We start from the raw sequence: 12,887 nt of genomic DNA, 5'->3' as shown, positions 1-12,887 counted from the left end.
CCGCGGGGGCCGGCCGCCGTCGCCGCGGTGGCCGAGCGGCCTTGGGCCGGTCATCCGTACAGCCCCTCGGCCTCGAAGGCGCGGATGGCCGCCCGGTCCCGCGCCACCTGCTCGTCGTCGCCCAGCAGGTACACGATGCCGGGGGAAGTGAACAGATCGACCGTAGGCTGTACCGGCACTCCCTGGCTCAGATCGCCGATCAGACCGCTGAAGCTCGGCAGAGCGGCGAGCCGGGCCGCCACGTCAGGGGCACGGATGACCCCGTCGCGGTGCGCGATCAGCGACAACACGCTGAGCCCCTGGGTCAGTTCGTAGGGGCGCTCCGCCCGCGCGTCGAAGCGGTCCGGGTCGGTCACCGCCTCCACGGTCAGACTCACCTGGCTGGTACCGGTCGCCTGCTCCACCGGTCCGGTCAGGATGGTGCCCTGCATGCGTGCGGCGGTCTCGATCAGCACCGGGCCGCTCGCGGTGAGCATCAGCTCGCTGTGCGCGGGGCCCCAGGCGATGCCGAGGGCGTCGAGCACACCGGTGATGTACGCGCCCAGCCGGTCCTGCACATCGCCGCGTGCGGGCAGCAGGCTCTCGCAGTCGCACACCAGGCCCGCGCCCGGTATCCGGCGCCGGTCGTCGCGCCAGATCTCCGCGATGTGGTGGCGTCCGGCGCGGCTGACCGTGTTGACGAAGTACTGCTGGCCGACGAGGAGTTCCTGGATGAGTACCTTGTGGTTGGCCAGGCCCATACGGTTGGTCTCGCCGTGCAGCTTGGTGAAGGTCTGGCGGACCGCTTCGGGCGAGTCGCAGAAGGTCACGCCGTCGGATCCCGCGCTGTCGGCGGGCTTGACGACCACGGGCCACCGGCCGAGGCTCAACGCCTGCTCCACTGCTTCGGCCTCGCTCCTGGCCTCGAAGGTGCGGACGTGCCGCAGGCCTTTCTCGCGGAGCCGGGCGGCCATGGCCGCCTTGTCCCTGCGGGCTTCGCTCAGCGCGGTGCCGTTGCCTTCGAGGGAGAGCGACTCGGCCAGCTCGTCGGCGAACCGGACACCGATCTCGGTGCCGGCGACCACCGCGCGCAGCGGGACACGTGCGAGTTCGGCGGCGGTCGCGGCGGCGTCTCCCTGCCCGAACACGACCTGGTCGAACTCCTCGGGGCGCAGGCTTCCGGCGTAGATGTCGGGCAGCGGCCACTGGCTGGTGACGGCCACGACCCGCCACCCGCGAGCGGTGAAGGCGTCCTTGAGGTAAGCCCCGGTGGAGAAGGGGTCGACGATCCCGACCGCGGGCCTGTCCGCTGCCCTCGTGAGTGCCCCGGGTATGGGTCCGTTCATGGTGCGGTGACCTCACTTAGCGTGCCTGTGACGGGGCGGGCGGGAGACGGAGCGGCCATCCGGTCCGGTGAGAACCGCAGGGTCGCGAAGTGATCGAGCTCCTGCTCCTCGGCCCGGCGGATGAGTTCCACCGTGCCGTCCGGCCGTAGCAGCAGCTCCTTGGGGCGCAGCCGCCCGTTGTAGGTGAAGCCCATGGAGTGGCCGTGCGCGCCGGTGTCGTGTACCAGCAGGAGGTCTCCCTCGACCAGCTCGGGCAGTTCGCGGTCCGTGCCGAACTTGTCGCTGTTCTCACAGAGCGACCCGACGACGTCGACGGTCCGGGAGGGCCGGCCCCGCGCCTCGGGCGCCGTGATGTGGTGGTAGGCCGAGCTGTACATGCCCGGTCGCATGAGGGAGCTCATACTCGCGTCGACGCCCACGTACTCACGCCACTTGCTCATCCGGTTGAGGACGCTGGTGACGAGCACGCCGTGCGGGCCGGTGATGTACCGGCCGCTCTCGAAGCAGAGCCGTGGAAGCACGACGTTCCGCTCGCCCGCCCAGCCCGTCAGCCTGTCCCGGAGAGCCCGGCCCAGCGCCGGCAGGTCGAAGGTCTGCTCCCCGGGCCGGTAGGGGATGCCGATACCACCACCGAGATTGAGGAACTCGACCTCGACGCCGGTCCGTTCGCGGATGTCCGTCGCGAGCCCCAGCAGGATGTCGAGCGTACGCACGAGCGGCGCCGTCGTCAGTACGTTCGACGCCACCATCATGTGCAGGCCGAAGTGACGTACGCCCAGCTCGCGGGCGCTGTTGACCGCCTCGGTCAACCGGCTCGGGGGAATGCCGAACTTGGCGTTCTGCGGGCTGCCGAGGAACTGGTCCGAACTCTCCGTCGCCCCCGGGTTGACGCGCAGGCAGAGGGTGTCGACCAGGCCGGAGCCGCCCAGATGGTCCGCCAGCTTGGCCAGCACGGCCGGGTCATCGATGTTGATCAGTGCTGACTGCCCTACGGCCGCGGCCAGTTCCTCCCGGCTGGTGTTGTTGGAGGTGAAGAACACATCGGCGCCCCTGGCTCCGACGCTGTGGGCCAGGGCCAGTTCGGGCAGGGAGCTGCAGTCGAAGCCGAAGCCGTGACGCCGCATGATCTCCATGACCGCCGGGTTCGGCAGGGCCTTGACCGCGAAGTATTCGCGATAGGGCAGACCGGAGAACGCCTCGTTGAACCGGGTGCAGGTGGCGGCGATGCCCTGCTCGTCGTACAGGTGAAAGGGGGTTCCGAAGTGTTCGGCGGCTTCGCGGAGCACCGGCGTCACGCGGCGGCTGAACCCTGCGCTCATCGGCATGGGCGGTGACGTTCCTTCCTGGGAACAGCGGGGGCGGGAGGCACGCTCGGATCCGGGAGGCGGATGTCTCGCCTCCCGGACCTCATGACGAGCCGGCGGTGTACCAGCGGACGAGCTATTCCCGGGAGGGGTACTAGCGGTGTGCCACCAGGACCAGTCGGTCGTCGGGCGACTTCGCCCGGCCGTCGAATCCGCCGAAGCAGTCGACGTCGGTGAAGCCGGCCGTACGAAGGGATTCCAGCAACTGGTCACGGCTGTAGACCCGGGTCCTGCAGTCGAGTCGCCGGCCGTCCAGGAGGTAGCTGACATGCAGCATCTGCTGCTCCCAGTCCATCCGGATCTCTTCCTGTACTCCGTTGGTGCTGCGGTGCACGGTCCCGGCCCCGGGGCCGAGGCGCTTCTGCGCGCGTTCGAGATCGGAGAGCTCCAGCAGGAGCCGCCCACCGGGGCGCAGCGCTCGCCACCACGTACGCAGGACGGCGGTGTCCTCCTCGGCCGTCTCGCAGTAGCCGAAGCTCGAATAGACGTTGACCAGCGCGTCCGCGCTGCCGGGCGCCAGGTCGGCCATGTCCATGACCCGGTAGTCCGGGCCGGGATGCCGTCGCTCGGCGATGGCGATGACTTCCGGGGAGATGTCCACCCCGATCACGGGAAAGCCGTGCGCGGCCAGTGCCTGGGCGAATCTCCCCGGGCCGCATCCGGCCTCCACGACGGTCTCTCCGCTACGCAGCCCCAGTAGCCGTACGGTGCCGGCGGCCTCGGCCTCAGTGAATTCGTACCGGCCCAGCAGCTCCGACGCGTTGACGAAACTCTCGCCGAATGTGTTGACGGTGTTCAAGAGCGCGCTGCCCACGTGCTGTCTCCCGGTCGTGTGTCACTCGTGAACCTGGGCGATCAGAACCGCCCGGTGCCGCTCTCCAGAAATGGGGCGCGCATAGGTGAAGGTCTCGCACGTCGCGTAGGAAAAGCCGGCGGCATAAGCCTGCTCGACCAGATATTCCCCGGACAGCCAGTAGAACGCGTCGACACCGGGGGCCGCCTCGACGGCCCCTCCCGATCTGGGGCTGTCGTTCGACACCACCAGCGTCCCGCCGCCCGTGAACCAGGACCGAATACGGCCGAGGACGGGCAAGCTCTCCGTAGCGGAGTCGTACAGATGGCCCAGCAGGCCGTCCGCGTAGACCACGGGCCAGGCTCCCGCTTCCGGAGCCCATGACTCCACATCCGCCCGCAGGCTGGTCAGCCCTTTCTTTCTGGCGAGCTCCACCGCTTCCGGCATCGCGTCGACCGCGAGAATGTCATACCCCTGGGAAGCCAGCTCCGCCTCTATCATGGCGTTTCCACAGCCAAGACTGAGGAGCTTCTTGGAATCGTGTGCGGAAAGAGCCTTGACCAGCGTCTCCAGCATCAAGGAACGGTATTCACCGGAATATGTGGACGGTGTGACCGAGTCTCCTCGGGCATCCCCCCGCTCCCATACGTCGAATATCGACGAGGTATTGTTTCCCTGTGCGGAGTAGAAATTTTTGAGATCTTCCAGCGTTGCGCTCACGATTTCCCCCCTGCGTTGAGTCAGACGCTTGAGTGGTCTTCCGGGTAGAGCTCTTCCATCGTCTCGTGCGAGACATCGCGCTCCAGGTCGGCGAGCGTGGCGTACGAGAAGCAGAGGATGACGCGACGCGCACCGTCCCGTGTCAGCGGCGCGACGCGGTGCATGGCGGTGTCCGCCTTGAGCAGGTAGACAGAGCCGGTGGCCGGCTGACGGCGCTCGATGACGCCGTCCCGCAGGTACTCGTCGATCCGCGGGTTCTCCTTGTCCCACTCGGTGTCGCGCACGTATTCGAGCGCACCGCCGTCGTCGGATCCCGGCGCCTCGATGATCCAGATGAGCGAGTAGGAGTAGTCGTCCCAGTGCCAGCCGTGCGAGTCACCGGTCTGCGTCATGCGCGTGATGACGATCTCCTCCGGCTGCCACGGAACCGGTACGATCTCCGGCTCCCCGGTCAGCTCCGCCAGGAATCCCAGCAGCGCCGGCGAACGGTAGGCGGCCGGAATGATCTCGGCGTTCTCCACGATGGCATTGCGGCCCACCGCCTCGTAGTAGCGGGGTGAATTACCCGTACTGGCGATCTGGAGCCGGCGGCGCTGCGCGTGCTTCTCCAGAAGGGTGTCCACCTCGGAGAGGAGCTGCGCCTTCAGGCCGGTGGGACCGAATTCGGTGATCTCGATGTAGCCGTCCTCGGCGAATGCGTCCTGGAGGCTCTTCATGTCCCCCTGGAATCCTTCGAGGTATGCGCCGATCGCCGTCTCGGTGTTACTCATCCTTGACTCCCCCTCTGCGATTCGCTGAAACGAGTAACCGGAATTCTATTCAATCCGGCCCGATTTGCCGAACACTTTCACGCGTCTTTCGGCGCCAGCAAGCTCTGTCTCACGATCTGGTACATACCTTTCCGGCCAGCCGCCGCCCGTTGATGCGCTTCGAAGGTGTTTATATATGGATAAAAGAGACGTGACATCACCCCTAGTTACGACTGATCAAGGCAGGGTCACCACGTAGCCCCAGGTAGCGGCGTCGCTACTGGGTCGCGTGGTGTTCAATTTCCAAATGGCTGGAACGCGCGTGCTTTCCCTCTCGATACCTTCCGCGCGGCGCTATTGACACGGGCTGCCGAAATCAATGCGTGTGTTTGGAATTCATCATTCCGTAAAACTCCCGTGATCATGCCGCGAAGTCATGGCAGCGGCGGCCCGGGGGTGCGGGCGCCCGGGGCCGCGTGGGGGTGGCGGGTCCTCCGTATACGAGATTTCAACAAAGTGTTGACGCGGTGTGGTGGAGGGCGTTAGCTAGGCGAAGCCCGCTCACGACGGCCACGGAGGCTCCCGTGACTTCGACATCGACACCGGGCCTGGTCCGGTTCAACACCCTCTCCGACCGGGCGGCCCTGGCCGCGTTGCACGAGGTGTGTGCCAGTGCGGCGTGGGGGAGTGAACTGCTCGCCCGGCGGCCGTACGCCACCGCCGAAGCCCTCTTCGCCGCCAGTGACACCGCCATGGGTGAACTGGGCCCCGGGGATCTGGCCGAGGCGATGGCGGGGCATCCGCCGATCGGCCGGCCGAAACCCGGAGACCCGGTCTCCTCCCGCGAACAGCGGGGGATGGCCGGCGCCTCCGAGGAACTCAGGGCCGAGATGCTCGAACTGAACCTGGCCTACCAGGACACGTTCGGACATGTCTTCCTGATCTGCGCCACCGGCGCGACCGGTGAGCAGATGCGTGACGCGCTGAAGGCCCGGATCGGCCATACGCCCGAGCAGGAGCGCGCGATCGTGCGCACCGAACTGGGCAAGATCAACCGCATCCGGCTGACCCGTCTCGTGGAAGAACCCCCGGAAGAACTCGTGGAAGAACCCGCGGAAGAAGGAGAGCGACGGTCTTGAGCACCGACACCACGGCCTCGGTGTCCACGCACATCCTGGACACCAGCCTCGGACGCCCCGCCCAGGGTGTCGCCGTCTCGCTCGCGGCCCGGAGCGGCTCCGACGCGCGGTGGGCGGCCCTCGGCGGTTCGAGGACCGACGTGGACGGGCGCTGCAAGGACCTGCCGGCGCTGCCGGAGGGCACCACCCACGTACGTCTCGGCTTCGAGACCGAGGCGTACTTCTCGCAGAATGAAGCCGAGGCGCAGCAGGACGCCCCCCGCCCGAGGGACAGCGGTGCGTTCTTTCCGGAGGTGGCGATCACGTTCAGCGTCAGCTCCGGCGAGCACTATCACGTACCGCTGCTGCTCAACCCGTTCGGCTACTCCGTTTACCGAGGGAGCTAGCAGACATGCCCACGATTCTCGGCCAGAACCAGTACGGCAAAGCGGAGAACCGCGTCGTCAGGATCACGCGGGACGGCGGTACCCACCACATCAAGGACCTGAACGTCTCCGTCGCGCTCTCCGGCGACATGGACGACGTCCACTATTCCGGCTCCAACGCGCATGTCCTGCCGACCGACACCACCAAGAACACGGTGTACGCGTTCGCCAAGGAGCACGGCATCGAGTCGGCCGAGCAGTTCGGCATCCATCTGGCCAGGCACTTCGTCACCAGTCAGGAGCCGATCCGGCAGGCGCGCATACGCGTCGAGGAGTACGCCTGGGAGCGCATCGAGACCTCGGAAGGCACCGCGGGGCCCGTCGGCGCGGACCGGCCCAGGCACTCCTTCGTCCGCAAGGGCCAGGAGACCCGCGTCAGCCAGATCAGCTACGACGGCGCGACGTGGCAGGTCATCTCGGGTCTGAAGGACCTGGTCGTGATGAACTCGACGGACTCCGAGTTCTGGGGTTACGCCAAGGACACATACACGACGCTCCAGGAGGCGTACGACCGCATCCTCGCGACCCAGGTGTCCGCCCGATGGCGCTACGGCTGGTCGAGCGACGACGAGCGGATGCCCGACTGGGAGCAGTCCTACGAGCAGGCGCGCACGCATCTGCTCCGGGCCTTCGCCGAGACGTACTCCCTCTCGCTCCAGCAGACCCTCTTCCAGATGGGCTCGCGGATCATCGACAGCCGCGACGAGATCGACGAGATCCGCTTCTCGCTGCCGAACAAGCACCACTTCCTGGTCGACCTGGAGCCCTTCGGGCTCAAGAACGACAACGAGGTCTACTTCGCGGCCGACCGCCCGTACGGCCTGATCGAGGCCACCGTCCTGCGGGACGGCAAAGAGCCACGGATCCCGCTGGACATGACCACCCTCTGACCCCGCGCGGCCCCCGGGTCCGTACACATCCGGGCGCGAGCCCACATCCGGGCGCGAGCCCGACGGCAGGAACAGGAAGAGGAACCACCATGGCGGCTTCGCGCATCGTCATCGAGAACTGCGCCGTCGCGACGGTCGACGCGTACGACACCGAGTACGCCTCGGGATACGTCGTCGTCGCGGGCAACCGGATCGAGTCGGCCGGCGCGGGCAGGGCCCCCGCGAACCTGGAGCATGTGGTCCGCCGTATCGACGGCACCGGCCACCTCGTCACCCCCGGCCTGGTCAACACGCACCACCACTTCTACCAGTGGATCACCCGCGGACTCGCCACCGACCACAACCTCTTCGACTGGCTGGTCGCGCTGTACCCGACCTGGGCCCGCCTCGACGAGCCGATGGTCCGCGCGGCCGCACAGGGCTCGCTCGCGATGATGGCCCGCGGTGGTGTCACCACCGCGATGGACCACCACTACGTCTATCCGCGCGGCACGGGCGATCTGTCGGGCGCGATCATCGGGGCCGCCGCCGAGACGGGCGTACGGTTCACCCTCGCCCGTGGCTCCATGGACCGGGGAAAGTCGGACGGCGGTCTGCCGCCGGACTTCGCCGTCGAGTCCCTCGAAGGCGCGCTCGCCGCGACCGAGGAGACCATCGACCGGCACCACGACGCCTCGTTCGACGCGATGACCCAGATCGCGGTCGCGCCGTGCTCGCCGTTCTCCGTATCCACCGAACTGCTCAAGCAGGGCGCGGAGCTGGCCCGCCGCAAGGGCGTGCGGCTGCACACCCACGGCAGCGAGACCGTGGAGGAGGAGCAGTTCTGCAAGGAGCTGTTCGGCATGGGCCCGACGGACTACTTCGAGTCGACGGGCTGGCTCGGCTCCGACGTGTGGATGGCCCATTGCGTCCATATGAACGACTCCGACATCGCCGCCTTCGGCCGTACGGGCACGGGCGTCGCCCACTGTCCCTCCTCCAACGCCCGGCTGGCCGCCGGTATCGCCCGCGTCCCCGACATGCTCAAGGCCGGCGTGCCGGTCGGCCTCGGCGTCGATGGCACCGCCTCCAACGAGTCGGGCGAACTCCACACCGAGCTGCGCAACGCGCTCCTCATCAACCGCCTCGGCGCGCACCGCGAGGCCGCGCTGAACGCCCGTCAGGCACTGCGGCTGGGTACGTACGGTGGCGCCCAAGTGCTGGGCCGCGCCGGCCAGATCGGCTCCATCGAGGCCGGCAAGCTCGCCGACCTCGTGCTCTGGAAGCTGGACACGCTGGCCCACGCCTCCATCGCCGACCCGGTCACCGCGCTGGTCTTCGGCGCCGCCGCGCCGATCACGCTCTCCCTCGTCAATGGCAGGACCGTTGTCGAGGACAGCCACCTGACCACGGTGGACGAGGACGCCATCGCCCGCTCCACCCGGAGCGAGGCGCGGCGCCTCGCACGGATCGCCGCACAGGGCTGATCGCGCGCGGATGTCCGGTCGAGGGGGACGGCCCTCGACCGGCGGGTACGGCACCGAGCAACCGGTGCCGTACCTGCCGTACCCGCCCTGCTGTCGCCGTGCTCAGCCGATGTGGAAGCTGTCGCCGTACACCTTCCAGTCGAGCGGCGGATCCAGGTTCAGATTGCCCTCGTCGAGGAAGACCCGCTGCGCGGTGTCCACCCGGCTGGTGTCCTCGTGCGCCTCCTCCTGCTTCATCGCCCAGACCCGGGCGTCGAGATAGGCGTTCAGATAGCGCGTCTCGTCGCCGCCCTGGGCCGGCGTCGTCGCGTTGGCCAGGGCCCGCTCGCGGATGCTGCCGAAGCTGGTGCTGTCGCCGCCGTCGCCGTGCATCACGATGGCGTCGTAGTAGATGAACTGCCCGAGCGTGGACAGGCCGTCCTGCTTGGCGCGGTTCACGGCCGGGTTGAAGTACACCCGGTCGCGTTCGTCGTTCTGCGCCGTCTTGAACGCCGCGTCCTGGGCGGCCTGCTTCCAGGCGGCGGTGAAGCCCGGGTCGAGCCCCTCGTGCGAGTCCGTGCCGTCGACCTCCCGCAGCGCGGGCAGATACCGGGCGAGCGGATTGCCCGGCGCGCGGTCGGTGTACAGCTCGACGAGGTCCAGCATGTCGCCCGTACCGGAACAGAAGCCGATGATGCCGGCGGTGTAGCCGCGGCCGTCGCCGATGTCCTCGATGTAGCCGTACTGCGCCTTCCAGTCCAGCGAGGAGTTCTCCGCGCTGGAGACGAGCTGCATGGCGATGTCCTTCTTCGCCGGATCGTCCAGTCCCGCCGCCGCGGCCGGGGCCGCCGCGACGGTGGTGGCGGCCCCGACGGGCTCCGGCGCCGCGTGCGACACGGTGGCGGTGGCGGAAGCGGCGACCAGTGCCAGCGCGAGCAGAGCGGTGCGTATGTGGGGGGTGGGCACCCTGACCTCCAAGGGAGAGCGTGTGGCTGCGCTTATCTGTTAGGAAGCTTTCCTACCAAAGGAGGAGGGTGGCGTACAGCCATACGGAGGTGAAGAAGGGGTGAGGGCCGGACAGTTGTCCCGTTTCCCCGCTACTCGTCGGACAGGGCCTAGGTGATAGCTGTCGCCGTAGACTTTCCAGTCGAGCGGCGGGTCGAGGGTCAGATTGCCCCGGTCGAGGAAGACCCGCTGGGCCGTGTCGATACGGCTGGTGTCGGAGTGCGACGGCTCGCGGCGGATCGCGGCGGCCCGTGCGTCCAGGAACGCGTGGAGATAGCGGGTCTCGTCGCCCCCGCGGCCGGGGGATTCGGCCGTGCGCAGGGCCTGTTCGCGGATCGTGCGGAAACCGACCGAGCCCCGGGAGTCCCCGTAGCCGTGCATCACATAGGCGTCGTAGTAGATGAACTGCCCCAGTGTGCCCAGCCCGTCGGTCTTCGCCCGGCTGACGGCGGGGTCGAAGTACAGCCGGTCGCGCTCCGCGTCCTGGGCCTTGCGCATGGCGGGATCCCCGGCCGCCGTCTTCCACGCGTCGGTGAACGCGCGGCCCAGCCCCTGGTGGGAGTCGCCGCCCCTGACCGCGCGCAGCGCGGGGAGGAAGGCCGCCAGCGGATTGTCCGGCCGCGCGTCCGTGTACCGCTGGACGACCTGGAGGAGATCGCCGCAGCCGGTGCAGAATCCGACGATGCCGGCGGTGTAGCCGCGGCCGTCGCCGATGTCCTCGATGTAGCCGTACTGCGCCTTCCAGTCCAGCGAGGAGTTCTCCGCGCTGGAGACCAGGCGCATCGCGATCTCCTTCTTCGCCGGCTCGTCCAGCCCCGCGGACGCGCCCGAGGCGGAGGTGCACGCGGCGCAGGCGATGAGCGCCAACAGCAGCGGAACGAGCGGTAGTCGGCGGAGCGCGTGGATCACGAATCGGCCCTTTCCCGCGAGATGCGCCGGTCCTCGCGGTACGGGCCGGCCGGCTCCCGAGATTACGTGAGTTCTCCCGGATCATCCCGTATGGGTGGTGGACGGTGTGTGAACCGTGCCGGTCGCGGCTGGGGCTCCGGGGGCAGGAGTGGTGCCCGGCTCCGGCGGGCTCCCCTTCTTCTTCGCCTTCTTCGTACGCGGCAGAGTCGCCGCCACGACCAGCGCCACCGCCACCACCACGGCCGCCGTACGGAACGCGAGCCGGTAGCCGTCGCTGAGCGCCTGGACCGCGCCGTCGCCCGCGGCGAGCACCTCGCGCGTACGTCCCGAGGCGAGGGTCGAGTGCACCGCCAGGCCGAGCGCGCCGCCCACCACCTGGGTCGTGTTGAAGAGGCCCGAGGCCACACCGGCGTCCTCCTGGCGTACACCCGCCATCGCCAGACCTGTCAGCGCCGGCATGGCAAGCCCGAAGCCGACCCCGAGCAGCACCATGACCGGCAGGACGTCGACGGCGTACGTCCCCTCCGCGGGCGCCCGTCCGAACAGTCCGAGCCCGACGACGATCAGTGCGAGCCCGGCGAGCAGCACGGGGCGCTGTCCGAAGCGGGTGCTCAGCCGCGCGGAGAAGCCCAGCATCATGATGCCGATGACGACGGGAGCGGGCAGGAACGCGATCCCGGTCAGCAACTCGTCGAGGCCCAGCACCCGCTGAAGGTAGAGCGCGCCGAGATACTGGAAGGTGAACATCCCCGCGACCATCAGCATCTGTACGAGATTCGCGCCGGACAGGGTCCGGGAGCGCAGCAGCCCCAGTCGCAGCAGGGGATCGGCGGCGTACGACTGCCGTACGGCGAAGGCCGCCAGCAGCAGTACGGAGAGCGCGCCGAAGCCGAGGGTGTGGGCCGAGGACCAGCCGTGGTCGGCGGCCTTGACGATGGTGTAGACGCCGAGCATCAGCGCCGCGGTGACCAGCACCGCGCCCACGTAGTCGGCGCCCCTGCCGAGGCCCAGCCCGGCGTCGGCCACCAGCACGCGCCGGGCGGCGATCAGGGCGGCCACCCCGATCGGCAGATTGATCAGGAAGATCGAGTGCCAGCCGAGAGTCGAGGTGAGGGCCCCGCCGAGAAAGGTGCCGAGCGCGCCGCCCGCGGCCGCGACCGCGCTGAACACCGCGATGGCCCTGGCCCGGTCACGGCCCTCGGGAAAGAGCGCCACCAGCATGCCCAGCACGACCGCGGAGGTCATCGCGCCGCCGATGCCTTGCAGGAAGCGCGCGGCGATCAGCGCGCCGGAGCCGGTGGAGACCCCGCACAGCAGCGAGGCAGTGGTGAAGACGGCGAGCCCGGCGACGAACATCCGCCGCCGGCCGATGAGATCGCCGAGCCGCCCGGCGAGCAGCAGCAGCCCGCCGAACGCGATGAGATACGCGTTGACGACCCAGGCGAGCCCGGCCGGCGAGAAGCCGAGATCGGACTGGATCGCGGGCATGGCCACGGTCACGATGCTGCCGTCGAGAACGGTCATCAGCGTCCCCGCGCACAGCACGATCAGGGCCGTCCAGCGCGAATGATGAGAGGGTGTGACGATCCTGTCCACGGTCCGGACCTCCAAAGGTGCACGACTTGTAACAGAGGCAATCGTGGGTGACCATGGAGTCCGCTGTAAGGAGGCACCTCGATGTCCCAGGGGAACACGCGGGTAACCCCGCAGGTCGTGCACGCGCAGGCGTGCCCGGTCCGCGAAGTTCTTGACAGGGTCGCCGGCAAATGGAGCGTCCTGATCATCATCGCCGCCGCCCATGGACCCATCCGCTTCACGGAGTTGGAGCGCTCCATCGAGGGCATCAGCCGCCGGATGCTCACGCTGACGCTGCGCAATCTGGAGCGCGACGGGCTGCTGATCCGTACGGTGCACGCGACCGTCCCGCCCAAGGTCGAGTACGAACTCACGGAGGTCGCACGCGAGTTGCACGCGTCGCTGCTCGGGCTCACGGACTGGGCCGAGCGTCATCGCGTGACCATCGCCGAGTCGCGGGCGGCGTACGACGAGGCGCGCGGACGCGGGCTCAACGCGGTCTGAGGCGGTTCCCCGGTCGCCGGGCGTTGTCAGACCCCCGTGGCAGC

General features: G+C 68.7%; 13 protein-coding genes. 5 read left to right on the top strand and 8 right to left on the bottom strand.

Going from position 1 to position 12,887, the window contains the following annotated elements; all coding sequences use genetic code 11:
• Window positions 1–50: 50 nt before the first annotated feature.
• The 5 genes from ACFVWW_RS06390 to ACFVWW_RS06370 all read right to left on the bottom strand — a co-directional run bounded on the left by ACFVWW_RS06390 (window position 51) and on the right by ACFVWW_RS06370 (window position 4,972).
• Window positions 51–1,325: an ATP-grasp domain-containing protein gene (locus ACFVWW_RS06390; protein WP_384329123.1), complete on the bottom strand. Its 1,275-nt coding sequence runs from the start codon at window positions 1,323–1,325 to the stop codon at window positions 51–53.
• Window positions 1,322–2,650 (bottom strand): diaminopimelate decarboxylase, encoded by a 1,329-nt coding sequence (lysA, locus tag ACFVWW_RS06385; RefSeq protein ID WP_386876247.1) that lies wholly within the window; start codon window positions 2,648–2,650, stop codon window positions 1,322–1,324. The genes ACFVWW_RS06390 and lysA overlap by 4 nt, the downstream gene beginning before the upstream one ends.
• Window positions 2,651–2,783: 133 nt before the next feature.
• Window positions 2,784–3,503 carry a class I SAM-dependent methyltransferase gene (locus ACFVWW_RS06380; protein WP_384192096.1) on the bottom strand — a complete coding sequence of 240 codons (720 nt, stop codon included), beginning with the start codon at window positions 3,501–3,503 and terminating at the stop codon, window positions 2,784–2,786.
• Between the two features lie 21 nt (window positions 3,504–3,524).
• Window positions 3,525–4,202, bottom strand: a complete 678-nt coding sequence (locus ACFVWW_RS06375; RefSeq protein ID WP_384329114.1) for a class I SAM-dependent methyltransferase — start codon at window positions 4,200–4,202, stop codon at window positions 3,525–3,527.
• Window positions 4,203–4,222: 20 nt separating this feature from the next.
• Window positions 4,223–4,972 carry a hypothetical protein gene (locus ACFVWW_RS06370; protein ID WP_384329111.1) on the bottom strand — a complete coding sequence of 250 codons (750 nt, stop codon included), beginning with the start codon at window positions 4,970–4,972 and terminating at the stop codon, window positions 4,223–4,225.
• A 563-nt stretch (window positions 4,973–5,535) separates the two neighbouring features.
• Here ACFVWW_RS06370 and uraD point away from each other — a divergent pair.
• From uraD to ACFVWW_RS06350, 4 genes are all read left to right on the top strand, one after another.
• Complete coding sequence (gene uraD / locus ACFVWW_RS06365; protein WP_384329108.1) at window positions 5,536–6,090, top strand: 2-oxo-4-hydroxy-4-carboxy-5-ureidoimidazoline decarboxylase; 555 nt, start codon at window positions 5,536–5,538, stop codon at window positions 6,088–6,090.
• On the top strand, window positions 6,087–6,476 hold the full coding sequence (gene uraH, locus ACFVWW_RS06360) for a hydroxyisourate hydrolase (protein WP_386876244.1): 390 nt from the start codon (window positions 6,087–6,089) through the stop codon (window positions 6,474–6,476). The genes uraD and uraH overlap by 4 nt, the downstream gene beginning before the upstream one ends.
• A gap of 5 nt (window positions 6,477–6,481) precedes the next feature.
• Entirely contained in the window at window positions 6,482–7,405 is a 924-nt protein-coding gene (gene pucL, locus ACFVWW_RS06355; protein ID WP_386876242.1) for a factor-independent urate hydroxylase, read from the top strand.
• Window positions 7,406–7,494: 89 nt separating this feature from the next.
• On the top strand, window positions 7,495–8,871 hold the full coding sequence (locus ACFVWW_RS06350; RefSeq protein WP_386876240.1) for an 8-oxoguanine deaminase: 1,377 nt from the start codon (window positions 7,495–7,497) through the stop codon (window positions 8,869–8,871).
• Between the two features lie 102 nt (window positions 8,872–8,973).
• Here ACFVWW_RS06350 and ACFVWW_RS06345 read toward each other — a convergent pair whose 3' ends face one another.
• The 3 genes from ACFVWW_RS06345 to ACFVWW_RS06335 all read right to left on the bottom strand — a co-directional run bounded on the left by ACFVWW_RS06345 (window position 8,974) and on the right by ACFVWW_RS06335 (window position 12,288).
• Entirely contained in the window at window positions 8,974–9,816 is an 843-nt protein-coding gene (locus tag ACFVWW_RS06345) for a chitosanase (RefSeq protein ID WP_386876238.1), read from the bottom strand.
• Between the two features lie 39 nt (window positions 9,817–9,855).
• The gene (locus ACFVWW_RS06340; protein ID WP_386876236.1) at window positions 9,856–10,764 is read right to left on the bottom strand and encodes a chitosanase; all 909 of its coding nucleotides are present in this window, start codon (window positions 10,762–10,764) and stop codon (window positions 9,856–9,858) included.
• 81 nt (window positions 10,765–10,845) lie between these two features.
• A complete protein-coding gene (locus ACFVWW_RS06335) occupies window positions 10,846–12,288 on the bottom strand; it encodes an MFS transporter (protein WP_386876777.1) in 1,443 nt (480 codons plus the stop codon).
• A gap of 153 nt (window positions 12,289–12,441) precedes the next feature.
• On the opposite strand from ACFVWW_RS06335, the gene ACFVWW_RS06330 reads away from it, so the two are divergent.
• On the top strand, window positions 12,442–12,843 hold the full coding sequence (locus tag ACFVWW_RS06330) for a winged helix-turn-helix transcriptional regulator (protein WP_384192120.1): 402 nt from the start codon (window positions 12,442–12,444) through the stop codon (window positions 12,841–12,843).
• Window positions 12,844–12,887 lie beyond the last annotated feature (44 nt).

It is taken from the genome of Streptomyces sp. NPDC058198, from assembly GCF_042882605.1.
Taxonomy (GTDB): domain Bacteria; phylum Actinomycetota; class Actinomycetes; order Streptomycetales; family Streptomycetaceae; genus Streptomyces.
Note: the sequence above shows the minus strand (reverse complement) of the source record. Positions and strands in the feature narration are given on the sequence as shown.

Excerpts from the sequence above, each read along its gene's own strand:
- lysA (WP_386876247.1), bottom strand. The coding sequence starts at position 2,650 with ATGCCGATGAGCGCAGGGTTCAGCCGCCGCGTGACGCCGGTGCTCCGC.
- pucL (WP_386876242.1), top strand. The coding sequence starts at position 6,482 with ATGCCCACGATTCTCGGCCAGAACCAGTACGGCAAAGCGGAGAACCGC.
- ACFVWW_RS06330 (WP_384192120.1), top strand. The coding sequence starts at position 12,442 with ATGTCCCAGGGGAACACGCGGGTAACCCCGCAGGTCGTGCACGCGCAG.
- ACFVWW_RS06390 (WP_384329123.1), bottom strand. The coding sequence starts at position 1,325 with ATGAACGGACCCATACCCGGGGCACTCACGAGGGCAGCGGACAGGCCC.
- ACFVWW_RS06370 (WP_384329111.1), bottom strand. The coding sequence starts at position 4,972 with ATGAGTAACACCGAGACGGCGATCGGCGCATACCTCGAAGGATTCCAG.
- ACFVWW_RS06335 (WP_386876777.1), bottom strand. The coding sequence starts at position 12,288 with ATGACCGTTCTCGACGGCAGCATCGTGACCGTGGCCATGCCCGCGATC.
- ACFVWW_RS06350 (WP_386876240.1), top strand. The coding sequence starts at position 7,495 with ATGGCGGCTTCGCGCATCGTCATCGAGAACTGCGCCGTCGCGACGGTC.